The organism is Actinoplanes sp. NBRC 103695, assembly GCF_030269485.1.
GTDB lineage: Bacteria > Actinomycetota > Actinomycetes > Mycobacteriales > Micromonosporaceae > Actinoplanes.
In genome coordinates this window covers 249,851-273,900 of sequence record NZ_BSTL01000005.1, presented here as the reverse complement: position 1 = coordinate 273,900, position 24,050 = coordinate 249,851, and the positions used below count along the sequence as shown (strand labels likewise).

The following is a 24,050-nucleotide window of genomic DNA, read 5'->3' as shown; positions in this document are numbered from 1 at the left end:
CCAACGCTCCGGTAGCGTGCCCCGGGTGAGTTCCGACCTTGAGCTGCTGGCCTCGGGGAACGAGGCGGACGTGTACGCCCTGGACGAGTGCCGGGTGTTGCGCCGCCACCGCTGGATGACCGACGTCAGCGGTGAGGCCGAGCTGATGGCGTACGTGGGCAGCCTCGGCTACCCGGTCCCCGAGGTGTACGCGGCCCGGGGCGGCGACCTGGAGATGGAGCGCCTGCACGGCCCGACGATGGCCGTCGCGATGGCTGAGGGCCGGGTGCCGATCGGCGAGTCCGCCACGGTCCTCGCCGACCTGCTGCGCCGCCTGCACGACCTGCCGCCGCTGCCCGGTGGCACCGGGCGCATCCTCCACCTGGACCTGCACCCGGAGAACGTGATGCTGACCGGACGTGGCCCGGTGGTGATCGACTGGGTGAACGCCCGGGACGGGCACCCCGACCTGGACACCGGCCTGTCGGCGCTGATCCTGGCGATGGTGGCGACCGACGGCGAGCATGTCTGGTCGGCGCCGGCGGGCGAACTCCTGGACGCGTTCCTGGCGGTTGCGCCCGGCGACCCGTTCCGGCTGCTGGACGACGCCGTGCGGGTGCGGATGCGGCAACTGTCCCTGGACGACGACGGGTCGCTGGCTCCGGCCGTCGCGCGGATGCTAGGAGAGAGCTGATGCGGGCGCTGGTGCAGACGGTGAGCCGGGCCAGTGTGACGGTCGGCGGCGAGGTGGTCGGCGCGATCGGCCCCGGGCTGCTGGTGCTGGTCGGCGTCACGCACGACGACACCGAGGAGAAGGCGGCGACCCTGGCCCGCAAGGTGCACGAGGTGCGCCTGCTGCCGGACGAGAAGTCCGCTTCCGACCTGGCCGCTCCCCTGCTCGTGGTCAGCCAGTTCACGCTCTACGGCGACGCGCGCAAAGGGCGGCGGCCGACGTGGTCGGCCGCCGCCCCGGCGGAGGTCGCGGAACCGATCTTCCTGGCCTTCGTGGACGCGCTGCGTGCTCGCGGCGCGACCGTCGAGACCGGACGGTTCCGCACGATGATGCGGGTGGAGAGCGTGAACGAGGGCCCGAACACGCTCCTGATCGAGCTTTAGAAGAACAGCCCCCGCCGGGAGGCCGCCTGCCGCAGCCAGGTGTCCAGCTCGCGGCCCCAGTCCGTCCGGTCGACGGTGGCGTAGTCCACGGTGAAGCTGCCGAACGCGTCGTGCCCCTCGGTGAAGACGCCGCCGCGCTTGTCGAGCTCCAGCACCACCTGCAGGTTGTGCGGGGTGGCGATGAAGGTCAGCTCGAGCTGGTTGATGCCGCTCGCGTACGCCGACGGCGGGTAGAACTCGATCTCCTGGTAGAACGGCAGTTGCTGCTGCACGCCGTAGACCCGGCCGCGCTCGACGTCGGCGCGGCTGAACCGGAAGCCGAGCCGCAGCAGCGCCTCGAGGATCCGCTCCTGTGCCGGCAGCGGGTGCACCGCCACCTGGTCCAGGTCGCTCTTGTCGACGGCGCGGGCGACCTCCAGCTCGGTGGTCAGGCCCATCGTCATCCCGTGCAGGTGCTGGCCGTAGACCTCGGTGATCGGGGTCTCCCACGGCACGTCGAACCGGAACGGGATGTCGTGCCGGGCGCCCGGGTCCAGCCGGAACGAGCCGGTCAGCCGCTGCCGGTGGAACTCCTGATCGGAGTGGTACTCGCTGTCGCCGCTCTCCGTCTCGACCCGGGTGATCAGGCCGATCGCAACATATTCGATATCCGTGGCGTGATCGCCACCCATCACCTGAACGTTACCTTCGAGGTACCCGCCGGGACGGCAGTTGGGGTTGGTGAGCACCGTTTCCACGGACGGGCCCCCGACACCCATCGCCTGCATCATGCGTTTGAAGACCACGTCGGCTTCCCTTTCTCGGCAACACGTCAGATCAGATTATCGAGCACTTACCAGCGTGACGGAATTGCGTCGCCTTCCGCATATGTCCCGTCAATCCGGGCGTGGTGTCGGGTTCGCGACCTCAGGGTTCTCCCGGATTCATGCCAGCCGGACGCTTGCCTCACCTCCGCTTAACGCCCGCCGGTCCAAGCTTGTGATCACCGGCAACGAATGCGGCTGGCAAACGTAGGGACATCGGGAAACGCGGGGAGGGACTCGGGATGGTCGTGCAGACGCTGAAGGCGGAGTCCACGGTGGCGAAGGCTGACGAGAACATCATGACTGACGGTGTCGAGCAGATGGCCGACCTGGATGCGACCGACGAGCGCGGCGTGTCCGCCGACCTGGTCCGGGCATACCTGAACGGCATCGGCCGCACGAAACTCCTCACGGCGGTTCAGGAGGTCACCCTCTCCAAGCGGATCGAGGCCGGCCTCTACGCCGAGGAGAAGGTCGCAGACGCTTCCGACGATCTGCGCCCGCTCTTCCAGGTGATCATCAGTGAGGGCCGGGACGCCAAGAACCACCTGCTGGAGGCGAACCTCCGCCTGGTGGTCAGCATCGCGAAGCGGTACACCGGTCGCGGCATGGCCTTCCTCGACCTGATCCAGGAAGGCAACCTCGGCCTGATCCGCGCGGTCGAGAAATTCGACTACACCAAGGGCTACAAGTTCTCCACGTACGCCACCTGGTGGATCCGCCAGGCCATCACCCGCGCCATGGCCGACCAGGCCCGCACCATCCGCATCCCGGTGCACATGGTCGAGCAGGTCAACCGCATGGTGCGCGCCCGCCGCGACCTCTCCGCACAGCTCGGCCGCGAGCCCAGCATCAGCGAGATCGCCACGGCCATGGACGTGCCGGAGTTCCAGGTCATCGAGCTGATCTCGTACGACCGGGAGCCGGTCAGCCTGGACCAGGCGGTCGGCGAGGACGGCGAGAGCGCGCTCGGCGACTTCGTCGCGGCGGTCGACCCGAACGTCGAGCCGGGCAACTCCGTCGCGCAGGGCGAGCTCCGCAGCGAGGTCGAGATCGTGCTGGCCACCCTCTCCGAGCGCGAGTCGGCGGTGATCCGGCTGCGCTTCGGCCTGGACGACGGCCGGCAGCGCACCCTCGACGAGGTGGGCCGCGAGTTCGGTCTCAGCCGCGAGCGGATCCGCCAGATCGAGAAGGTGACGATGTCCAAGCTGCGGGCGCCGGAGCGCGCCGGCCGCCTGGAGGCCTACGCCGGCAGCTAGTGCCGGCTGCTAGCTAGGCGTGATCAATCGGCGAGGTCCGGAGTCCTGTCGGGGGCGGGCCTCGCCGAATTCGACGGCGGCGTGCAGGACTGAGTATCCGTCGGGGCGCGCCAGCACCGGGTTCAGGGACAGCGAGCGGATCTGTGGGTTGTCGTCGGCCAGCCGGCCCACGCGGAGCAGCAGGTCGACCAGGGCGGCCCGGTCCACCGGCTGGGAGCCCCGGTATCCGTGCAGCAGGGGCGCGGCGCGCGGCTCGTCCACCAGCGCCTCGGCGGCCCGGTCGGTGAGCGGCGCGGCCCGCCAGGCCAGGTCGCCCAGCAACTCGCTGGCCACCCCGCCCAGCCCGAAACCGACCACCGGCCCGAACGCCGGGTCCTCCACCACCTCGACCGTGCACGCCACGCCGGGCGGGACCATCGACTGCACCAGCACGTCGGGGCCGAACGCGGCGAGCAACTCGGCGTAGGCGGCGCGCACGTCGTCCGGGCCGGCCAGCGCGAGGCGGACCGCGCCCAGGTCGATGCGGTGGCGCAGCGCTCCCCCGGCGGCCTTGATCGCCACCGGGTAGCCGACCTCGTCAGCCGCGGCCAGCACGGCCTGCTCGTCGCCCGCCGCGACCGACGGGACGACGCTGATGCCGTACGCGGAAAGAACGTTCTTTCTCTCCGTGACGATCTCGGCGTCGACCTCGAACTCGGGCAGGACACCTGGCGGACGACGCAGCCAGTCGGCATAGGACGCCACCCGGCCCAGCGCGCGCACCGCCTCCTCCACCGACGGGTAGGACGGGACGCGCGGCGGCGACTGCCCGAGCAGGAGCGTCGCCACCGTCGGCTTCTCGCCGGCCAGCGCCACACTCCCCAGCGCCGCGGCGAAGTCGGCGTCCTCATCGGCGAGCTGGCCGGGCAGCGGCGGCGCGAAAACCACGATCAGAGCGTCCACCCCGTCGTCCACGGCCGCCTCGGCGAGCGCGTCGGCGAAGTCGTGAGCGCCCGCCTGCGGACTGATGTCGTGCGGATAGCCGGGCGCGACGACCAGCCCGTTCGACCGGGCGGCGGCGATCGCCAGGCCGGACAACGCCGACGAGTTGCCCACCACCGCGACCCGGCGACCGGCCGGCAACGGCTGGTGGGCGAGCAGCAGCCCGACGTCGAACAGCTCCGCGACGGTATCCACCCGGATCACACCGGAGCGGGCGAACAGAGCGGTCACCGCGCGCTCGTCCGGGCCGGGCAGCTCACCCGCCAGCCCGAGCGGCCGGGTCGCCGAGGCCACCGCGACCACCGGCTTGGTCCGGCTCATCCGCCGCGCCAGCCGGGCGAACTTGCGCGGATTGCCGAACGTCTCCAGGTAGAGCAGCACCACGTCGGTGCCCGGGTCGTCCTGCCAGAACTGGAGCAGGTCGTTACCGGAGACGTCGGCCCGGTTGCCCGCCGACACGAACGTCGACAGGCCCAGCCCGCGCCGATCGGCCTCGGTGAGCAGCGCCACGCCCAACGCGCCGGACTGGCTGAAGAAGCCGACCCGGCCCGCCGCCGGCAGCCTCGGGGCGAGCGTCGCGTTCAGGCGTACCCCAGGATCGGTGTTCGCCACCCCCATGCTGACCGGCCCCACCACCCGGAGTCCCGCCTGGTGGGCGGTCTCGATCAGCGCGCGCTGCGCGGTCTGTCCCTCGGGCCCGGCCTCGGCGAAGCCGGCCGAGATCACCACCAGGCCGCTCGCGCCCGCCGCTGCCGCGTCCGACACGGCATCCGCGACCGAGGCGGGAGGCAGGGCGATCAGCGCGAGATCCACCTCGACGCGGGCATCGACCGCCGACGGGTACGCCAGGAGCCCGCCGACCCGTTCCGCACTGCGGTGCACCGGGACGATCGCCCCGGTGAAGCCGCCGTCGCGCAGATGGCCGAGCAGCGCCGCCCCGATCCCCTGGCCGCTCGCGCTGGCGCCGTAGACCGCGACCCCGCGCGGACTGAGCAGCCGGGCGATCGAGCGGGCCTCGGTGCGCTGCTCGCGGTCCTCCTGCACGGCCCGGGACTTCTCGGTCGGCGCGATCGGAAAGCTCAGATGCACCGTGCCGTCCTCGTAGCGACGCTGTACCGGGTAGCCGGTGTCGCCGAAGACGCGCAGCATCCCGGCGTTCTGCGGCAGCACCTCGGCGACGAAACGCTCGATGCCGTTACCCCGGGCCGCCTCGGCCAGATGCTCCAGCAGGACCGAGCCGATGCCCCGGCCCTGGTGCGCGTCCTCGACCACGAACGCGACCTCGGCCTCCGGGGCGTCGGCGCCGAGCCGCTCGTACCGGCCGACGGCCATGATCTTCTCGCCCGCGACGATCACGAACGCCTCGCGGTCGGCGTGGTCGACGTTGACGAAACGTTCCAGGTCGCGCTCGGGGATGCGGGGATAAGGCGAGAAGTAGCGCAGGTAGCGGGTGCGCTCGCTCATCCGGCCGTGGAAGTCCACGATGGCCGGGGCGTCCTCCGCCCTGATCGGGCGCAGGTGGACGGTGCTGCCGTCGGAGAGCAGGACGTCCGCTTCCACGCCGGATCAGTCCCGGGGGTCGTGCGGGTCGAGGCCGTGCAGCGGGAAGACCGCCGTCCGGGTGGCCAGGATCGCCTTGTCGACCGGGTCCGCGCCGGGTTCCCACCTCGTCGACGGCACGGTCACGCCGTCGGTCAGGTCGTCCGGGACCTCGGTGCCCGGGCACCGGTCGGCGGCCAGGTCGCGCCACGACTGCGGGGTCGGCGTGTGCGGGTCCAGCGGGTCTCCGGTGGCCACGGCGAGAAGATGCGTCCAGGCCCGGGGCACGACCTCGACCAGGGCGTACCCGCCGCCGCCGGTCGCCACCCAGCGGCCCTCGCACAGCTCGTCGGCCAGCGCGCGCATCTTGATGTAGGCCGCACGCTGCCCGTCCACCGACAGCCGCAGGTCGGCCAGCGGGTCCAGTCGGTGGGCGTCCGCGCCGCACTGACTGAACAACAACTGCGGGCCGAACGCGCGCAGCACCGACGGGACGACCGCGTCGAACGCCCGCTGCCAGCCGGCGTCGTCCGTGCCCGGGGGCAGCGCGATGTTCACCGCGGTGCCCTCCGCACCCTTGCCGCCGACCTCCTCCGGGAAGCCGGACGCCCACGGGAACAGGGCCAGCGGCGTCTCGTGCAGGCTGATCGTGAGGACCCGCGGGTCGTCCCAGAACGCCGTCTGCACGCCGTCGCCGTGGTGCACGTCGACGTCCAGGTACGCGACGCGTTCCGCGCCCTTGTCGAGCAGCCGCGCGATGGCCACCGCCGGGTCGTTGTAGACGCAGAAGCCGGCCGCCCGCGCCGCCATCGCGTGGTGCAGCCCGCCGGCCACGTTCACCGCCCGGGTGACGTCGCCACTCCACACCGCCTCGGCCGCGGCCAGCGTCGCGCCGCAGATTCGGGCGCTCGCCTCGTGCATCCCCTCGAAGACCGGGTTGTCCGGGGTGTTCAGCCCCCAGCCGGAGAAGAACGGGTCCAGCGGCGCCCGCCGGACCGCGTCCAGGTAGTCGGCGCGGTGCACCCGGGTCAGCGCGGCCTCGTCGGCCGGGCTCGGGACGATCATGCGTACGCCCGGACGGTCCAGTACGCCCAGCTCCCGAGCGAGCGCCATGGTGAGCTCGACCCGCACCGGATCGAGCGGGTGATCGCCCATGTCGTACTCGAGAAGGGCCTGATCCCACACCACCGCCGTCGCGCCATCCGCCATGCCGGCCATCGTCGCACGCCTTCGTGGGGCATTCGCGACGCTCTGACCCCGGATGATTCGTCGCGAGGTACACCAGCGAGTAGTCTTGGCCGACACCGTAGGGCTCGGAGGCTCAGGACGATGGCGACCCGGACACATAACACGAGTGCTCACTCCCACTCTCACAAAGTCGACCTCGTCGACACGACGGAGATGTACCTGCGCACTGTCCTGGAACTCGAGGAAGAGGGCGTGCCACCGCTGCGCGCCCGGATCGCCGAGCGGCTGCACCAGAGCGGCCCCACCGTGAGCCAGACCGTCGCCCGGATGGAGCGCGACGGGCTGCTGACCGTGGAGAACGACCGGCACCTCCTGCTCACCGAGGAGGGCCGCGTCGCCGCCGTCTCGGTCATGCGCAAGCACCGCCTCGCCGAGCTGCTCCTGGTCAACGTCATCGGGATGCCGTACGAGGAGGCACACGAGGAGGCGTGCCGGTGGGAGCACGTGATGAGCGACTCGGTGGAGAAGCGCGTCTACGAGCTGCTCAACAAGCCCACCCGGTCGCCGTACGGGAACCCGATCCCCGGCCTCGACGTGCTCGACAGCTCCTCGCTGGCGACCGGCACCCCCGACACCGGTGAGCGCAACCTGGCGTTCCCCGGGCTCACCGGCAACGTCGTGGTGAGGCGCATCTGCGAGAGCGTCCAGACCAACGCCGACGTGCTGCGCCAACTGCACGCGGCGGGCATCGACCCGGGCGTGACCGTGACCGTGGCACAGGAGCGTGACGCGGTGACCGTCGACCGGTCCGGCGACAAGATCCGGCTGCCCCGCGAGGTCGCGTCACGCGTCTTCGTCGACGCGCACTGAGTCCTGACTCAGCTCTTCTTCTTCGGGTCCGGTTTTCCGTCGGTGCTGGACATCGTCTTCGCCATGGCGAGCAGTTTGCCGGGCATGTCCGCGTCCGGCTTCGCCGCCGTGAACTTCAGCGACTCGAGCTGGTGGCCCTCGCTCAGCCACCCGATCTCATAGGTGGCGCCGGCCTGCAGCTTGTAGGCGGCCAGGCCCAGACCCTTGAGCTTGGTCGCCTTCTTCGGCATCAGCTCGTCGTGGAACAGCTCCGCGGTCGCTGACGAATCGGTCACCGTCAGCACCAGCGACGGATTCGGCCCGTCCTCGGTCTGCACCACGCACGTCGCGGTCTTGTCGACCTGCGACCCGGCGGCCACCGTGAACCGGACACCGATCATCTCCTCGATGAACGCGTAGTCCCACAGGATGCAGGCCCCGCCGCCCGACGCGGCCGGAGGCTCGACCACCCGGACCGGCGGCAGCACCGGCTCATCCTCCTGGGCGCTACAGCCAGTCACGGCAAGGGCCGCCATGACCACACCGAGGGTCAGCAGACGCGAACGCACAGGGGTGTCCTCCCGACGAATTCGGGGCACACCGTACTTGGTTTCGAGCCGCCGATGAAAGCCCGGCTCCGACATCGCATGCGCACGGAGAGTAACTATTTGGCTTGTGGCAGGCTGGCCTGCATGTCCTTCGACCACTCGGCCCGGATCGACGCCCATCTCGACGCCACCCCCGACCAGGTCTGGCACGCGCTCACCGATCCGGAGGCGCTCACCGCCTGGTACTGGCCCGCCTCGGTCCAGCCGTCGGCTACGTCGGACCCCCGCCCCGGCGGCCGCTTCGGCATCACCGCCGGCGCCGCCGACATGGGCTTCTCCGGCGAATACGTCGAGTTCGAGCCGCCCCGGCGCATGGTCCAGTCGTGGCGCTGGGCCGGCGACGACCGCGACAGCCGCGTCACGATCGACCTCGTCCCCACGGCCGGCGGCACCGACCTGCGCGTCATCCACGACCAGGTGGACGAGTCGACCGCCGAGAAATACCGTCAAGGCTGGGAGAGCTGCCTGGCCCGCCTGCCCGGCTTCCTTACGACTGCTTCAGGAAGTCGCTGATCAGCGAGGCCAGCAGGTCGGGCTGCTCGATCACCATCGCCTGCGAGGCGTCCGCGAGCTGGACGAACCGGACGCCGCTGTGCTCGGCCTGCTCCCGCACGAACCGGCGATGCGCCTCGTACAACTCGGCGAAGCCCTCCTGCTCCGGCGTGTTGCGAGTGGGCAGCACGACCAGCTCAGGGCACCGCGTCGCGCGATAGACCGGCCCCAGATCAAGATCCTCGATCAGCGTACGCAGCTCCGACGCCGTCCCCGCCGCGGGCCGGATCGACGTCTCCCCACCCGAATGCACCAGATTCCGCCGGAAACCCTCGATCCACACCTTCTCGTTGGCGCCCATGTCCCGGGCGGCCGCCTGCTGACGCTCCACCAGATCCGGAAGCTCCTCGGCCGGAATCACCCGCCCCGTCCCCTCGGCGGCCCGATCGGCCAACGCCCGCAACTCGGCGAGCTCGGCAGCCGCCTTCCCCAGATCCATCCCCGGCAGATGCTCGGTGCGGGTAGGCGGCGGATTCCCGTCCAGGCTGACCACACCCGGCGCCTCCGGATGCCGCTCACCCCACAGCGCCGCGATCATCCCGCCCAGCGAATGCCCCACCACCGCCGGCCGGTCCAGCTCCATCTGAACCACGACGGCCGCCACATCAGCGAGTGCCGCGTCCCAGCTCCACGGGCCGTCCCCCGACCTGCCGTGCCCGCGCAGATCCAGGGTGATCACCCGATGCCGCACGCGCAGCGCCCGCGCCAGCGTCGTCATGTGGGCCAGGTTGCCCCCGGCCCCGTGCAGCAGCACCAGCGGAGGCTCCGACCCCCCGAAGTCCCGCACAGCGATGGGCAGTTCCCCGGCATCGACCAGTCGATCATTGATCACGCCGTCCATCCTCCCAGGAGCACTCGGCCGGCCGACCAGCCCCGTCGCACTGAGCCCACAAGACCCCGCCTGCCGATCGCGCCGCCGCTCAATGCCCCACCTCGGTGGGGGGCGGGTTGCGCTTATCGACGGTCCGCCGCCTCCCCCACCCCTGCACTGGGTGGGCATCAAGTTAGGCCCGGCCTACGACAATTTCCGGGCGTTGTCCACAGGTCTGGGCGCGGCGACGGCGTTCAGATGGGCTCGGCCGAAGCCGGGCGGCCAGAGCGGGCGGGCCGAAGCCGCGCGGGCCGAGCCGGGCGGGCCGAAGCCGGGCGGGCCGAAGCCGGGCGGGCCGAAGCCGGGCGGCCAGAGCGGGCGGGCCGAAGCCTCGTGGAAGCCCTCGGCAGGGCCCCCGATCGCGACGGCGATCAGAAACTCCGGCGGCTCCCACGATTGCGGCTGGCGGTCAGCGCGCCTCGGGAAAGGGTTTGGCGGCTCGGCTGGCGGCGAGGCCCAGGGCCAGGGCGGCCAAGGCGCACAGGAGGGCCTGGAGGACGCCGAAGTGTTCGGCGAGGAGGCCGATCAGCGGGGGGCCCGCCAGGAAGGCGCCGTAGCCGATGGAACCGGCCACCGAGACGCGAATGGCCGCGCGGACCGGGTCGTCGGCGGCGGCGCTGAAGCCGATCGGGAAGCCCAGGGAGACGCCGGCGCCCCAGAACAAGGCGCCCGCCAGGGCGAACGGCACGCCGAGGTCGGCGATCACCAGCAGGAGGCCGAGCGCGCCGGCGACGGCGGTGGCGCGGAGGACCTTCACGCGGCCCCAGCGTTCGATGGCCTCGCCACCGAAGAGGCGGGACAAGGTCATGGCCGTGACGAACGTGCCGAAACCGATGGCGCCGACTGTCTCGGACGTGTGGTAGCCGTCGACCAGGGAGATGGCCAGCCAGTCGTTGGCGGCGCCCTCGGCGAAACCGAACCCCAGCATGATCAGCCCGATCATGATGGTGCGCGGTTCGCGCCAGGCCTGGCGTACGCTCATCGCCGGTTTTTCGCCCTGGGGCAGGGGTGACCACGGGACGAAGCGGCGCACGGTGACCGCCATGACGACCGCGGTCAGCGCCGCCGTGGCGAAGAGCTGCACGGACACCGCCACGCCGAGGGCTGCCAGGGTGGCGCTCAGGCCGGCGCCGAACACCGTGCCGAGGCTGAAGCCGGCGTGGAAGCGGGGCATGACCGTGCGGCCGAGGCGGCGCTCGACGTCGGCGCCCTCGACGTTCATCGCCACGTCCCACGTGCTGTTGCCCATGCCGGCCAGCACCAGGCCGAGGCCGGCCAGCCAGATCGTGCCGGTGGCCGTGCCGGAGCCGAGGGCGATCAGCCCGAGCACCAGCGACGCGCTGCCCAGCAGCACCGACCGGGCCGGGCCGACGCGCTGCACGAGCGGACCGGCCAGCGGGATCGCCGAGATCGCGGCGACCGACAGACAGAGCAGGAGCAGGCCGAAACCCGCAGCGGACAAACCGAGATCATCGCGTACGGCCGGAGCACGCGCGAGCCATCCGGCGTACGCGAGCCCGTTGGTCGCGAACGTGACGGCGACCGCGACCTTGGCCGTATTGAGCCGCACGGGTTCCAGCGTCGTCGTCACCACCTCAACTTAACCGTTAAAGCTGACGGTCGGCCGGTGATGCGTCCCTCAGTGCGGGGAACTCCCGAGAAACAGAACGTCCCCGGGCCGACGTGGCCCGGGGACGTATCTGTGTATCAGATCAGCTGCAGCCGGACGTGGAGCCGCAGCCCTCGCAGACGTAGCAGCTGCCGGCCGGGCGCATCTTCGTGCCGCAGGTGAAGCAGAGCGGCGCGTCGGAAGCGTGGCCGGTGACGATCTCGAGCAGCTCGGTCGAGGAGTGCGCGGGCTTCGCCGGCGTCTCCTCGGCCTTGGCCGACGCCGCCTCAGCCTGCGGCGCCTCCGCATGCGGTGCGGACGCGGCGCCGACCGGGGCGGACACCGGCGCGGACTGCGCCATGCCTGCCAGGTCGACCGCCGAGGCCGACGCCTCGGCCGCCATCTCCGCCTGGATCTGGGCCGCCCGCTCCTTGGCGGTGAAGATGCCCAGCTCGGCGCGGTTGTCGTAGGGCAGGAAGTCCAGCGCCAGGCGGCGGAAGATGTAGTCCATCACCGACGCCGCCATGCGGATGTCCGGGTCGTCCGTCATGCCGGCCGGCTCGAAGCGCATGTTGGTGAACTTGCTGATGAAGGTCTCCAGCGGCACGCCGTACTGCAGGCCGATCGAGATGGCCACCGAGAAGGCGTCCATCACACCGGCCAGGGTGGAGCCCTGCTTCGACATCTTGAGGAAGACCTCGCCGAGGCCGTCGTCCGGGTAGGACGACGCGGTCAGGTAGCCCTCGGCGCCGCCGACCGAGAAGGACACCGTCTCCGACGGGCGCTTCTTCGGCAGCCGCTTGCGGACTGGGCGGTACTCGATGACCTTCTCCACGGCCTTCTCCGCCTCGGCCGGCGCCTCTGCCTTGTTCGGCTTCGCCGCCGACAGGGGCTGGCCGACCTTGCAGTTGTCGCGGTAGATGGCCAGCGCCTTGAGGCCCAGCTTCCAGCCCTGGAAGTGGATCTCCTCGATCTCCTCGATGGTCGCCGACTCCGGCATGTTGACCGTCTTGGAGATGGCGCCGGACAGGAACGGCTGAGCCGCCGCCATCATCCGCACGTGACCCATCGCGGCGATGGTCCGCTCGCCCATGGCGCAGTCGAAGACGCTGTAGTGCTCCGGCTTGAGGCCGGGCGCGTCCACCACGTGGCCGTGGTCGGAGATGTGCTCGATAATCGCCTCGACCTGCTCCTCGGGGTAGCCGAGGCTGCGCAGCGCCCGCGGGACCGTCTGGTTGACGATCTGCATCGAGCCGCCGCCGACCAGCTTCTTGAACTTCACCAGGGCCAGGTCGGGCTCGATGCCGGTGGTGTCGCAGTCCATCATCAGGCCGATCGTGCCGGTCGGCGCGAGCACCGAGGCCTGCGCGTTCCGCCAGCCGTTCTTCGCACCGATCTTGTTGCCGGTCTGCCACTGCTTGGTGGCCTCACGGACGATCTCGGTCGCGACGACGCCCTGCGGGCGGATGCCGTCGTTGGCCGCGGCGTGCTTGCGCATGACGCGCTGGTGCGCCTCGGCGTTGCGGGCGTAGCCGTCGTACGCGCCGACCACGCCGGCCAGCTCGGCCGAGCGGCGGTAGGCCGTACCGGTCATCAGCGAGGTGATCGCCCCGGCCACGCTGCGACCCGACTCGGAGTCGTACGGGTGACCGGTCGCCATCAGCAGGGCGCCCAGGTTCGCGTACCCGATGCCGAGCTGGCGGTAGGCCCGCGTGGTCTCGCCGATCCGCTGGGTCGGGAAGTCCGCGAAGCAGATCGAGATGTCCATCGCGGTGATGATGAACTCGACGCTCTTGACGAACTTCTCCACCTCGAAGCCGCCGTCGGCCTTGAGGAACTTCATCAGGTTGAGCGAGGCGAGGTTGCAGGACGAGTCGTCCAGCGACATGTACTCCGAGCAGGGGTTGGACGCGGTGATCCGGCCGGTCTCGGGGTTCGTGTGCCAGTCGTTGATGGTGTCGTCGTACTGCAGGCCCGGGTCGGCGCACTCCCACGCGGCCTGAGCGATGTCACGGAACAGCTTCTTGGCGTCGATCGTGTCGATGACCTCGCCGTGCAGCCGGCCACGCAGGTCGAAGGTCGTGCCCTCCTCGACCGCGCGCATGAACTCGTCGCTGACCCGCACCGAGTTGTTGGCGTTCTGGTACTGCACGGACACGATGTCGGAGCCGCCGAGGTCCATGTCGAAGCCGGCGTCCCGCAGCGCGCGGATCTTGTTCTCCTCGCGCGCCTTGGTGTAGACGAACTCCTCGATGTCCGGGTGGTCCACGTCGAGGATGACCATCTTGGCCGCGCGCCGGGTGGCGCCGCCCGACTTGATGGTGCCCGCGCTGGCGTCCGCGCCGCGCATGAAGCTGACCGGGCCGCTCGCCGTGCCGCCCGACGAGAGCAGCTCCCGGCTGGACCGGATGCGGGACAGGTTGACCCCGGAGCCGGAGCCGCCCTTGAAGATCAGCCCCTCCTCCTTGTACCAGTCCAGGATCGAGTCCATCGAGTCGTCCACGGACAGGATGAAACAGGCGCTGACCTGCTGCGGCGACGCGGTGCCGACGTTGAACCAGACCGGCGAGTTGAAGCTGAAGACCTGGTGCAGCAGCATCCAGGTGAGCTCGTGGTCGAACAGCTCGGCGTCCGCCGTGGAGGTGAAGTAGCCGTGCTTCTCCCCCGCCGCGCGGTACGTGCTGACCACGCGGTCGATGAGCTGCTTGAGCGACCACTCGCGCTGGCCGGAGCCGACCGCGCCGCGGAAGTACTTGGTGGTCACGATGTTCGCCGCGTTCACGCTCCAGGAGACCGGGAACTCCACGCCGCGCTGCTCGAAGTTGATCGAGCCGTCCCGCCAGTTCGTCATGACGACGTCACGGCGCTCCCACTCCACCTCGTCGTACGGGTGGACGCCCTCGGTCGTCCAGACCCGCTCGACGCGCAGACCCCCCGTGGGCGCGCTCGAGCCGTTGTTACGGCTGCGCTGCCGACCTGCTGTGATGCCGTCACCGGCCATGGTGCTCCCCCTCGAATCCTGCCACTACTGATGAACGCTGCCCGTTGCCCCGGCAGTCCCTTACTGAAGACCTTCGGCCCTTACTGAATGACCTTGGGCGGCCGCCCCGCCCGGGTGGTGGAGACGGCGTGTGGCACCGTCACATCCCGCCCGGTGGCCGCCGTGCGAAGGTCGGCGATCTCCTTCTCGAACTCGTCGAGCGAGTCGAACGACTTGTAGACGCTGGCAAACCTCAGGTATGCCACCTGGTCCAGGTCGCGCAGCGGCCCGAGGATGGCGAGACCCACCTCATGACTCGGGATCTCCGCCGCGCCTTTCGCCCGGACCGTCTCCTCGACCTTCTGCGCCAGCAGCGCGATCGAGTCCTCATCCACCGGCCGGCCCTGGCACGCCTTGCGAACACCACTCATGATCTTGGTCCGCGAGAACGGCTCGGTGACGCCGCTGCGCTTGACGACGGCGAGCACTGCTTCCTCAACCGTCGTGAACCGTTTGCCGCACTCGGTGCATGAGCGGCGGCGACGGATCAGTTGACCGTCGTCGGCCTCACGCGAGTCGACCACGCGCGAGTCGGCGTGGCGGCAATACGGACAGCGCACCGGACTTCCCTTCTGCCTCGGATCGCCCTCCGGGCACGCCGAAACAGCGCCAGCCTGGGTGCGGCGCTGTGGATAACGTGTGGAGAACCTGGGGGTTCCGACCCCAACCTGTGGATGACTTACAGCCATGTAACTACTAGATGTTGGGGTCAAAGTTAGGCCGATGCCGACGCCGACGCAAGCCGACCGGCGCGTCGGCGTGCCGTGGATTTCCGTGTCGGGGTGCCGCGAATTTGTTGTCGACACGTGCCGTGTACAGGAGATCACTTGGCGCTCTGACGGCGTCCGATTTGCCGTCCTTCAGCTGTCGTGTTTCCGGCGATGTGGCGCGGACGGGTGGGCGTCGTCACGTTTCGGCCACGCGCGCCAAGCTGGTTTTCGGCCGGGCGTGTCGCGGGCCCTTCGCCACGCGGACGGCCGCGGCAAGCCGGCCACGCAGGGCGCCACAGCGGTGCACTCTCGTCACGCCGGGACGCCGCACCTGCCACGCCGGGACCCGCTCCTGTCACGCCGGGACGCCGCTTTAGTCACGCCGGGACTCCGCGGCCGGGGGGACTCTCATCACGCCGGAGCGGTCGCTTCCACGCCGTCCGGGTCAGCCACGGGGAAGCTCGAGCGTCTGGCCGGGATGTACGACGTACCCCTCGAGGTTGTTGATCTTTTGAATCTCGGCCACCGCGGCATAGGGGTCACGGCGAGGCGCGGTGCGGGTCGCGATGGACCAGAGCGTGTCGTGCGGCTGCACCACCACCGACGGCGCCGGGCCGCTCGCGGGCTCGTCGGCGCGCGAGGCGGTGGCGAGCAGGAACGCGCTGGCGGCCGTCGACATCCCGATGAAGAAGGTCAGCACCACGGCGCGCCCGCGCTGGGTGAGTCGCAGCGGCGGCCGGCGGTAAGCGGTCGTGACCATGGGTTTCACCTTCCTCGTACGCGCGTTCGATCGAACGCCCGTACGACGGTTTATCAGAACACGTGTGCTGAAGTCGAGCACTTCTGAGCGACACGCCGAAGCAAAGTCGTACAGATGTTTGAAACTGTCGCACCGCGCCCATAGGGTCATTCCTCAGAAGGGGTCGGCCGGGCACGTTCCGGCAGGCCCGGAAACGCACCGCGTGCCGGCCGACGGCACTTGGCCAGAACCCTGGCCGAGATCAAGGGAGGGCAACGTGTCGACCGACGACCGGACCAGCCGGCAGCAGAACCCCGCGACCCCGCGGCGGCGGTCGCCGAGCCGCGCCCGCAGCGCCGACGCGCCCCAGCTGCGCTCGGTGACGCCCGCCTCGGTCAGCCAGTTCCCCGATGTGGTGACCAACGATCTGACCGCGCGGCAGCGACGCATCCTCGAGTTCATCCGCAACTGGGTCGAGCAGTACGGCTACCCGCCCAGCGTGCGCGAGATCGGCGAGGCGGTCGGGCTGGTGTCCCCGTCCAGCGTGGCCTACCAGCTGAAGGCGCTCGAGACCAAGGGCTTCCTGCGCCGCGACCCCAACCGGCCGCGCGCCGTGGACGTCCGCTCCCCCAGCGACCTGGTCGACGACGAGACGCTGCGCCAGGCCCGGCCGACACCGGCCTACGTGCCCCTGGTCGGCCGGATCGCCGCCGGCGGGCCGATCCTCGCCGAGCAGGCGGTGGAGGACTTCTTCCCGCTGCCACGCGAGCTGGTCGGCGAGGGCGACGTCTTCATGCTCGAGGTCAAGGGTGACTCGATGATCGACGCCGCGATCTGCAACGGCGACTGGGTCGTGGTCCGCCAGCAGCCGACGGCCACGTCCGGCGACATCGTGGCCGCGATGATCGAGGGCGAGGCGACGGTCAAGTCCTACCGCGAGCGGGACGGGCATGTCTGGCTGATGCCGGCCAACCAGGCCTTCGACCCGATCCCCGGCGACGACGCCACGATCATGGGGCGGGTTGTCGCGGTGCTGCGCCGCATCTGAGGCCGCCGGTGCGGGCCGGCGTCGGCCGACACGCGGATCTCCGATCGGGCGTGCTCGTTCGGGCTTCGGCGTGCACGACTGCTCGGCCCGGACGAGGCGACGGCTTCGCGGCCGGTGGACGAGGCGACAGCTTCGCGGCCGGTGGACGAGGCGACAAGCTATGCGGCCGGTGGACGAGGCGACGGCGCTGGGGCCTGTGGACAGCGCATGGCGCCTGTGGACAACGCTTCGGAACGTCATATTCGCGCGCTACCGTCACGCCCACCCATCAGGGGTGGGGGTGGCGGCGGGGGCCGCGACCGGCTCAAGATCAACTTCTTCGGCACGGACTCGCGGTCCGATGCGGCTGGGAGAACTGACCCCACAATGAAACGGTCGACCCCTGATGCGGGGCCGACCGTTCGAGATAGGGGCGGAATCAGCGGCCGTAGGTGCGGCCGTAGTTCTGGTCGTCGTCCACGTCGCGGGAGCGGCCACCGGACGGCGGCGCGCCACCGCCGTAGACGCCACTGCCACCACCGGTGGGGCGGCCGTTGGCCTGCGGCGGGCGGGGCTGACCACCTTGCGGGGGACGGCCACCACCCTGCGGCGGGCGAGGCTGACCACCCTGCGGGGGACGCGGCGGGCGGGGCTGGCCGCCTTGCGGTGGCCGAGGCTGACCGCCTTGGGCGGGGCGAGGCTGACCACCTTGCGGAGGACGCGGCTGACCACCCTGGGGAGGACGTCCGCCACCCTGGGGAGGACGCCCGCCACCCTGCGCCGGCCGGCCACCTTGCGGTGCACCACCCGAAGCGGGACGCCCACCAGGAGCAGGAGCACCACCCGAAGCCGGACGCCCACCAGGAGCACCACCGGAAGCGGGACGGCCACCAGGAGCACCACCCGCAGCCGGGCGACCACCAGGAGCACCGCCGGGAACCGGACGACCACCGGGCGCGCCACCCGAAGCGGGACGCACACCAGGAGCACCACCCGAGACCGGGCGACCACCTTGCGGAGCGCCACCAGCAGCAGGTCGACCCCCGCCGGGCCGCCCGTTGACCACGGGCGGACGCCCACCAGCAGCCGGAGGCCGCGGGCCAGCACCGGCCGGAGGTCGCTGACCGCCACCCGCGGGAGGGCGACCGGCAGCGGCACCGGCGACAGGACGACCGGCGGCAGCGGGACGACCAGCGCCCGCACCGGCGGACGGCCGGCCACCGCCGTAGACACCGGGTCCACCGGCCGCGGGCTTACCGCCGTACACGCCAGGACCGCCAGGGCCGCCTCCACCAGGACCGCCGCCGCCGCGGGCGGCTCCACCGGCGCCGTAGACGCCAGGCCCGGAGGCCGCGCCGCCGACCGCCAGCAGCTCGGTCGCGGCGTCGGCCGGCACGGGCCCGTCGTCGGGGCCGGACTTCTTCTTCAGCACGGCCGGCTCGGGCGGGGCGTTCCTGCGGTGCCGGCGGATGCCGAAGATGCCGACGCCGACCAGGATCAGGCCGAGCACGCCGACGCCGCCGACCAGGTAGGTGATGTCGTTCAGGTCCAGGCTCTGGAACCAGGACGGGCCGGTCTTCTTGTCGGTCTCGGCGCCCGCGGCGTTCTTCACCACCGGCGCCTCGCCGGTGGCGGGGGTGTAGCGCAGGATGTTGTTGGCGGCGCCCTCGACCGGTGAGTTCTCCATGTCGTTGACCGTGTAGAAGAACTTGCCGTCGGGGCTGTAGGCGATCGCCTCGCCCCACGGCTCGTTCGGCAGCGGGGTAACCCGGGGCTTGCCCTTCAGCGCGCCGACCACGTCGCCGTTGGTGACGGTCCATTCCAGGGCGTCGGTGTACGTCCGCAGGACCGCCTTGGTCGCGCCGGTCGAGACCGCGCCGCCGACGATGGTCCCCCTGCCCAGCCGCGCGACGTTGTTGCCGGCCGTGTTGCTCGGCGGCACCGGCACCTCGCCGACGCGCTTGAGCGGGACGCCGTCGTCGGTGTTCTTCTTGAGCTTGGCGGCCGGCACGTAGACGCCGGCGGCCTTGCCGACCTCTTTGGTCACGATGATCGGGGTGCCGTCGCCGTTGAGCAGCAGCGCCTCGGCGTCATGGGCGCCGTCGGGGTACTTCAGGCGGTACAGATCGGGCTCGGACTTGCCGGTGGCCGGCATCACCCACAGGCCGACGGTCTCGCGCTTCTTGTCGTTGTCGCCAATGTCGGCGATCCACAGCGTCTTGCTGTCCGGCGACAGGGCCATGTCCTCGGTGTCCAGCGGGCCCTTGCCGCTGTACGGGACGTCGTCCGTGATCTTGCACTTGGCGTCCAGGAAGAAGACACGCTTCCGGCTGCTCAGCGGGTTGCTGTCGTTGACGACGACGAAGCCGTCGTCGGTCGCCACGATGCCCGACAGACCTTCGAGCTTTTCATCGGTGACCTTGCACACCTTCTTGCCGGCCGGTGCCTGCGCGGCGCCCCCAGGGGCCTCCTCCGCGAAGGCGGTGCCGGCGCCGGTCATGATGAGCCCGGAGGCACAGAGAACCGACACCACGAGACGCCGCATCCGATCAGTGTCGCATGCGGCGTCCCGTGCCTGTGTTACGCGTGGATCACCACAGCTCAGGCGTCCGATGCGCGCCATCGATCACAACGTGAACGCGGACAATTCCGCGCCGAGTTGTTCATCGACGCGGACCCGGAACTCCGTGCCGTCCTCCGCGTGACGGGTGGTGAGGACCTGGCCGGTGCGGTGGATCCGGGCGACCAGGTCACCTCGGTCGTACGGCAGCAGCACGGTCAGCTCGAGCGCCGGTCGGGGCAGGTTCGCCTCGATCGCCTTGCGGAGCTCCTCGATGCCCGAGCCGGACCGCGCCGACACGAAGACGGCCTCCGGCCAGGTGCGCTTGAGGCGCAGCAGGGTCTCCTCGTCGGCCGCGTCGGTCTTGTTGATGACCAGCAGCTCGGGGAGCTTCTCCGCGCCGACCTCGAGGAGCACCTCGCGGACCGCGCTGACCTGGCCCTCGGGGTCGGGATGCGCGCCGTCGACCACGTGCAGGACCACGTCGGCGTACGCCACCTCCTCCAGCGTCGAGCGGAACGCCTCGACGATGTGGTGCGGCAGGTGCCGGACGAAGCCGACCGTGTCGGACAGGGTGTAGACGCGGCCGTCCTCGGCGGCGGCCCGCCGGGTGGTCGGGTCGAGCGTGGCGAACAGCGCGTCCTCCACCAGAACGCCGGCCTGGGTCAGCTGGTTGAGCAGGCTGGACTTGCCGGCGTTGGTGTAGCCGGCGATGGCCACGGCGGGCACGCCGTTGCGGGTGCGGCGGGAACGCTTCGTCTGCCGCACCGTACGCATCGCCTTGATCTCTCTGCGCAGTTTGGCGATGCGGGTGTTGATCCGGCGGCGGTCGGTCTCGAGCTTGGTCTCACCGGGACCGCGCAGGCCGACCCCGCCGCCCGCGCCGCCACCGCGCCCGGAGCCGCCGGACTGACGGGACAGCGACTCACCCCAGCCGCGCAGCCGCGGCAGGAGGTATTGCAGCTGGGCCAGCTCGACCTGCGCCTTGCCCTCTTTGCTCTTGGCGTGCTGGGCGAAGATGTCCAGGATCAGCGCGGTCCGGTCGACGACCTTGACCTTGGTCTTCTGTTCCAGGTTGCGCAGCTGGGACGGAGACAGCTCGCCGTCGCAGATGATCGTGTCGGCGCCGGTGGAGAGCACCACGTCGCGCAGTTCGTCGACCTTGCCGCGGCCGATGAAGGTGGCCGGGTCGGGCCGCCCGCGGCGCTGGATGAGGCCCTCGAGGACCTGCGATCCGGCGGTCTCGGCGAGGAGGGCGAGTTCGGCCAGCGAATTCTCCGCGTCGGTGACGCCGCCCTCGGTCCACACGCCGACCAGGACGACCCGCTCCAGCCTGAGCTGCCGGTACTCGACCTCGGTGATGTCGGTGAGCTCGGTCGAGAGTCCGGCGACCCGCCGCAGCGAGTGGCGCTCCTCCAGCTCAAGATCACCGGTGGTGACGTCGGGTTCAGAGAATTGAGTCTGCAAAAGTGTGACCTCCTCGGCACCGATCGTGGCAGACCCGCGCACCGAGCGCATCCACATAACCGGTCCGGAAGTTGTAATGACAGTGCCTGACGCATCAGTAACCACCGAATTGGAAGTTCCTATTCCTGACGCGCAAGAATGCGGTGACACACCCGCCAACGACGGAGGGACCACCGTGGTGACCACCCGCCTGCCCAGCGCAGGATTCTCGATCACGATCCGGATCGCGGTGACGGCCGACGCGTCGTCGATCGGCCGACTCACCACCTGCGTCGGCGAGGCCGGCGCGATCGTGACGGCACTCGACGTGGTGGACTCCGACACCACGCGCGTTCTCGTCGACCTCACCTGTGACACCGCCGACTCCGGCCACGCCGATCAGGTCGTGAAACAGCTGGAGGAGCAGGACGGGGTGGACGTCCGGAAGGTGTCCGACCGGACCTTCCTGCTGCACCTGGGTGGCAAGATCGAGGTGAGCTCGAAGGTCGCGCTGCGCAACCGGGACGAGCTGAGCCGGGCGTACACGCCTGGTGTCGCGCGGGTGTGCATGGCCATCGCGGAGAACCCGGCGGACGCGCGCCGCCTGACCATCAAGCGCAACACGGTCGCCGTCGTCAGCGACGGGTCGGCGGTGCTCGGGCTGGGCAACATCGGCCCGGCCGCGGCGATGCCGGTGATGGAGGGCAAGGCCGCGCTGTTCAAGCGGTTCGGCGGGGTGGACGCGTGGCCGGTGGTGCTGGACACGCAGGACACCGACGAGATCGTCAACATCGTCCGGGCGATCGCACCCGCGTACGGCGGGATCAACCTGGAGGACATCGCGGCGCCGCGGTGCTTCGAGATCGAGGCCCGGCTGCGTGAGCTGCTGGACATCCCGGTGTTCCACGACGACCAGCACGGCACCGCGATCTGTGTGCTGGCGGCGCTGACCAACGCGCTGCGGGTGGTCGGCAAGAACATGGCCGACGTCAAGGTGGTGGTGTCCGGCTCGGGCGCGGCGGGCACGGCGATCATGAAGCTGCTGCTGCGTCAGGGCGTGGGCGACATCATCGCGTACGACCGGAAGGGCGCCCTGCACCGCGGCATGGCGGACCTGAACGAGACGTGGCAGTGGCTGGCCGACAACACCAACAAGGACAACTACTCGGGTGACCTGGCCGGCGCCATCGTGGGCGCGGACGTCTTCATCGGCGTCTCCGCCCCGAACCTGCTGACCGGCGACGACATCGCCCGGATGGCGGACAAGTCGATCGTGTTCGCGCTGGCCAACCCCGACCCGGAGGTGGATCCGCGGGAGGCCCGGCAGCACGCCGCGGTGGTCGCCACCGGCCGCTCCGACCAGCCCAACCAGATCAACAACGTGCTCGCCTTCCCGGGCGTGTTCCGCGGCATGCTGGACGCCGCCGCCTCCGAGTTCACCGAGGAGATGGCGCTGGCCGCGGCCCGGGCGATCGCCGACGTGGTGGGCGAGGACAAGCTGAACCCGACGGTGATCGTCCCGAGCGTCTTCGACCCGCGGGTGACCCCGGCGGTGGCGGCCGCGATCCGCGCGGTGGTCAAGGGCGCTCCGGCTCCGGCCAACGCCGCCGCGGTGGAGGTCGACGAGGCTCCCGAAGAGACCTTCTAGCGGGCGGCCCAGCCGGTCAACTCGCCGGTGTGGTCGGTGATCAGACCGGCCACGCCGGCCTCGGCCAGGGCCGTCCACTCGGTGATGTCGTTGGCCGTCCAGGGCATCACGTCGATGCCCTGCGCGACCAGCGACGCCACCGTCGCCGGATCGCCGAGGACGTCCTTGACGGACGGGTTGCAGCACACGACGCCGAGCGAGGCCGCGAGCGGGACCGTGTCCGCCTCGAACCGCAGCCGCAGCAGGCCGCGCCGCACTCTCGGGGCGACGTCCCGGGCCAGCCGGACGACCTCCGGGTCGAAGCTCTGCAGGATGGTGCGGCCGGCCAGGTCACCCAGCATCTCGACGATCCGCTCGACCTCCTCGGCGGAGGCGGGCGGCTTGATCTCCAGCAGGAGCTCGACGCCGGGCGACGTGGCGAGCAGGTCGATCACCTCGGCGAGCAGCGGCACCCGCGCGCCGCGGAAGGCCGGGGAGAACCAGGAGCCGGCGTCCAGGGCGCGGATCTCGGCGAGGGTCAGGTCCCAGACGTAGCCGGAACCGTCGGTGGTCCGGTCGACCGTCCGGTCGTGGATCACCACGGGCACGCCGTCGGCGGTGGTACGCACGTCGAACTCGATGTGGGTGGCGCCGCCGTGCACCGCCGCGGCCAGGGCGGGCAGCGTGTTCTCGGGCGCCACCGCGGAGTAGCCACGATGCGCGACGCGGTGCATCAGAGGGTTACCTCTCCCGTCGCCACGAGCACCGCCGGTCCCGCGAGCCACCACTCCCCCGACTCGGTGGCGGTCACGGTGAGCGTGCCGCCGGCCACGTCGACGGTGGCGACGCCGGCGGACAGGCCCGCGTCGCGCAGGGTCACCGCCCCGACCGCCAGGGCGCCGGAGCCGCAGGACAGGGTCTCGCCGGAGCCGCGCTCGTGGACCCGCATCCGGACGTGCAGGTCGCCGACCGGGTTGACGAACTCGACGTTCACACCGTGCGGGAACAGCGCCTCGTCGTGCTCCGGCGCCACGGTCAGGTCGAGGGCGTCGAGCGGGGCCGACAGCGAGCAGACCAGGTGTGGGTTGCCGCAGTCCACGGCCACCCCGGGCATCGTGAAGCCACCGGTGGTCGCCGTGCTCGCCGCGTACACCCGAGGGGTTGTCATGTGCACGGAGATCAGGTCGCCCCGGACCACCGCGCGCACCACCCCGGCTCGCGTCGCGATCGGCAGGCCGCCGGCCGACACCTCGGCGAGCCCGTGGTGCAGCAGGTAGCGGGTGAAGACGCGGACGCCGTTGCCGCACATCTCGGCGATCGAGCCGTCGGCGTTGCGGTAGTCCATGAACCACTCGGCGTCGGCGGCGTGATCGGCGGCGTCGGGGTGTTTGGCGGTGCGGACGACGCGCAGCACGCCGTCGGCGCCGATGCCGAACCGGCGGTCGCACAACCGGCGAACCAGGTCGTCGGTGAGGTCGAGAGCGCCGTCCGGATCCGGCAGGATCACGAAGTCGTTGCCGGTGCCGTGACCCTTGGTGAACAACACG

General features: G+C 70.8%; 20 protein-coding genes. 7 read left to right on the top strand and 13 right to left on the bottom strand.

Translation table 11 applies throughout. The features are described 5' to 3' along the window. The first annotated feature begins 25 nt into the window (after positions 1–25). Positions 26–673 (top strand): phosphotransferase, encoded by a 648-nt coding sequence (locus tag QSK31_RS10140; protein WP_285683045.1) that lies wholly within the window; start codon positions 26–28, stop codon positions 671–673. Then, complete coding sequence (gene dtd, locus QSK31_RS10135) at positions 673–1,095, top strand: D-aminoacyl-tRNA deacylase (protein ID WP_285683044.1); 423 nt, start codon at positions 673–675, stop codon at positions 1,093–1,095. The genes QSK31_RS10140 and dtd overlap by 1 nt, the downstream gene beginning before the upstream one ends. Here dtd and QSK31_RS10130 read toward each other — a convergent pair. Then, positions 1,092–1,880 carry a sporulation protein gene (locus tag QSK31_RS10130; RefSeq protein ID WP_285683042.1) on the bottom strand — a complete coding sequence of 263 codons (789 nt, stop codon included), beginning with the start codon at positions 1,878–1,880 and terminating at the stop codon, positions 1,092–1,094. The two genes, dtd and QSK31_RS10130, sit on opposite strands and share 4 nt — an antisense overlap. A gap of 317 nt (positions 1,881–2,197) precedes the next feature. Here QSK31_RS10130 and sigB point away from each other — a divergent pair, with 317 nt between their 5' ends. Continuing rightward, positions 2,198–3,157 carry an RNA polymerase sigma factor SigB gene (gene sigB, locus QSK31_RS10125; protein ID WP_285683322.1) on the top strand — a complete coding sequence of 320 codons (960 nt, stop codon included), beginning with the start codon at positions 2,198–2,200 and terminating at the stop codon, positions 3,155–3,157. A 9-nt stretch (positions 3,158–3,166) separates the two neighbouring features. Here sigB and QSK31_RS10120 read toward each other — a convergent pair whose 3' ends face one another. Both QSK31_RS10120 and QSK31_RS10115 read right to left on the bottom strand, forming a co-directional pair. Beyond that, positions 3,167–5,698, bottom strand: coding sequence for a bifunctional acetate--CoA ligase family protein/GNAT family N-acetyltransferase (locus QSK31_RS10120; RefSeq protein WP_285683041.1), 2,532 nt, complete (start codon positions 5,696–5,698; stop codon positions 3,167–3,169). Positions 5,699–5,704: 6 nt separating this feature from the next. Then, positions 5,705–6,886 carry an acetoin utilization protein AcuC gene (locus tag QSK31_RS10115; RefSeq protein WP_285683040.1) on the bottom strand — a complete coding sequence of 394 codons (1,182 nt, stop codon included), beginning with the start codon at positions 6,884–6,886 and terminating at the stop codon, positions 5,705–5,707. A 120-nt stretch (positions 6,887–7,006) separates the two neighbouring features. On the opposite strand from QSK31_RS10115, the gene QSK31_RS10110 reads away from it, so the two are divergent. Continuing rightward, the gene (locus QSK31_RS10110) at positions 7,007–7,735 is read left to right on the top strand and encodes an iron-dependent transcriptional repressor DtxR (RefSeq protein ID WP_285683039.1); all 729 of its coding nucleotides are present in this window, start codon (positions 7,007–7,009) and stop codon (positions 7,733–7,735) included. An 8-nt stretch (positions 7,736–7,743) separates the two neighbouring features. Here QSK31_RS10110 and QSK31_RS10105 read toward each other — a convergent pair whose 3' ends face one another. Then, a complete protein-coding gene (locus tag QSK31_RS10105) occupies positions 7,744–8,283 on the bottom strand; it encodes a hypothetical protein (RefSeq protein WP_285683038.1) in 540 nt (179 codons plus the stop codon). 123 nt (positions 8,284–8,406) lie between these two features. Between QSK31_RS10105 and QSK31_RS10100 the strand changes: the two genes are divergently transcribed. Continuing rightward, entirely contained in the window at positions 8,407–8,835 is a 429-nt protein-coding gene (locus QSK31_RS10100) for an SRPBCC family protein (protein WP_285683037.1), read from the top strand. On the opposite strand, the gene QSK31_RS10095 is transcribed toward QSK31_RS10100, so the two are convergent. From QSK31_RS10095 to QSK31_RS10075, 5 genes are all read right to left on the bottom strand, one after another. Next, positions 8,810–9,706, bottom strand: a complete 897-nt coding sequence (locus QSK31_RS10095) for an alpha/beta hydrolase (protein WP_285683035.1) — start codon at positions 9,704–9,706, stop codon at positions 8,810–8,812. The genes QSK31_RS10100 and QSK31_RS10095 overlap by 26 nt on opposite strands. Before the next feature lie 448 nt (positions 9,707–10,154). After that, a complete protein-coding gene (locus QSK31_RS10090) occupies positions 10,155–11,336 on the bottom strand; it encodes an MFS transporter (RefSeq protein ID WP_285683033.1) in 1,182 nt (393 codons plus the stop codon). Between the two features lie 121 nt (positions 11,337–11,457). Continuing rightward, positions 11,458–14,355 carry a vitamin B12-dependent ribonucleotide reductase gene (locus QSK31_RS10085; protein WP_285683032.1) on the bottom strand — a complete coding sequence of 966 codons (2,898 nt, stop codon included), beginning with the start codon at positions 14,353–14,355 and terminating at the stop codon, positions 11,458–11,460. Positions 14,356–14,435: 80 nt separating this feature from the next. Next, entirely contained in the window at positions 14,436–14,954 is a 519-nt protein-coding gene (nrdR, locus tag QSK31_RS10080) for a transcriptional regulator NrdR (protein WP_285683030.1), read from the bottom strand. 595 nt (positions 14,955–15,549) lie between these two features. Further along, complete coding sequence (locus QSK31_RS10075; RefSeq protein ID WP_285683027.1) at positions 15,550–15,864, bottom strand: LysM peptidoglycan-binding domain-containing protein; 315 nt, start codon at positions 15,862–15,864, stop codon at positions 15,550–15,552. Between the two features lie 256 nt (positions 15,865–16,120). On the opposite strand from QSK31_RS10075, the gene lexA reads away from it, so the two are divergent. Further along, positions 16,121–16,891 (top strand): transcriptional repressor LexA, encoded by a 771-nt coding sequence (gene lexA, locus QSK31_RS10070; protein ID WP_285683026.1) that lies wholly within the window; start codon positions 16,121–16,123, stop codon positions 16,889–16,891. A gap of 418 nt (positions 16,892–17,309) precedes the next feature. Here the strand turns inward: lexA and QSK31_RS10065 are convergent, their stop codons facing one another. Next, entirely contained in the window at positions 17,310–19,415 is a 2,106-nt protein-coding gene (locus QSK31_RS10065; RefSeq protein ID WP_285683024.1) for a hypothetical protein, read from the bottom strand. An 81-nt stretch (positions 19,416–19,496) separates the two neighbouring features. Continuing rightward, a complete protein-coding gene (gene hflX / locus QSK31_RS10060) occupies positions 19,497–20,897 on the bottom strand; it encodes a GTPase HflX (RefSeq protein ID WP_285683022.1) in 1,401 nt (466 codons plus the stop codon). A gap of 175 nt (positions 20,898–21,072) precedes the next feature. Here hflX and QSK31_RS10055 point away from each other — a divergent pair, with 175 nt between their 5' ends. Further along, entirely contained in the window at positions 21,073–22,524 is a 1,452-nt protein-coding gene (locus QSK31_RS10055) for an NAD-dependent malic enzyme (RefSeq protein WP_285683020.1), read from the top strand. Here the strand turns inward: QSK31_RS10055 and QSK31_RS10050 are convergent. Together QSK31_RS10050 and dapF are read right to left on the bottom strand one after the other, a co-directional pair. Then, positions 22,521–23,237: a glycerophosphodiester phosphodiesterase gene (locus tag QSK31_RS10050; RefSeq protein WP_285683018.1), complete on the bottom strand. Its 717-nt coding sequence runs from the start codon at positions 23,235–23,237 to the stop codon at positions 22,521–22,523. The genes QSK31_RS10055 and QSK31_RS10050 overlap by 4 nt on opposite strands. Further along, positions 23,237–24,049 (bottom strand): diaminopimelate epimerase, encoded by an 813-nt coding sequence (dapF, locus tag QSK31_RS10045; RefSeq protein WP_285683016.1) that lies wholly within the window; start codon positions 24,047–24,049, stop codon positions 23,237–23,239. Before dapF ends, QSK31_RS10050 begins: the two co-directional genes overlap by 1 nt. Between the last annotated feature and the right edge of the window lies 1 nt (position 24,050).

Bases quoted from the DNA above. Each gene is read 5' to 3' on its own strand.
- dtd (WP_285683044.1), top strand. From the start codon at position 673: ATGCGGGCGCTGGTGCAGACGGTGAGCCGGGCCAGTGTGACGGTCGGC.
- sigB (WP_285683322.1), top strand. From the start codon at position 2,198: ATGACTGACGGTGTCGAGCAGATGGCCGACCTGGATGCGACCGACGAG.
- QSK31_RS10115 (WP_285683040.1), bottom strand. From the start codon at position 6,886: ATGGCGGATGGCGCGACGGCGGTGGTGTGGGATCAGGCCCTTCTCGAG.
- QSK31_RS10110 (WP_285683039.1), top strand. From the start codon at position 7,007: ATGGCGACCCGGACACATAACACGAGTGCTCACTCCCACTCTCACAAA.
- QSK31_RS10100 (WP_285683037.1), top strand. From the start codon at position 8,407: ATGTCCTTCGACCACTCGGCCCGGATCGACGCCCATCTCGACGCCACC.
- QSK31_RS10085 (WP_285683032.1), bottom strand. From the start codon at position 14,355: ATGGCCGGTGACGGCATCACAGCAGGTCGGCAGCGCAGCCGTAACAAC.
- QSK31_RS10075 (WP_285683027.1), bottom strand. From the start codon at position 15,864: ATGGTCACGACCGCTTACCGCCGGCCGCCGCTGCGACTCACCCAGCGC.
- QSK31_RS10065 (WP_285683024.1), bottom strand. From the start codon at position 19,415: ATGCGGCGTCTCGTGGTGTCGGTTCTCTGTGCCTCCGGGCTCATCATG.
- QSK31_RS10050 (WP_285683018.1), bottom strand. From the start codon at position 23,237: ATGCACCGCGTCGCGCATCGTGGCTACTCCGCGGTGGCGCCCGAGAAC.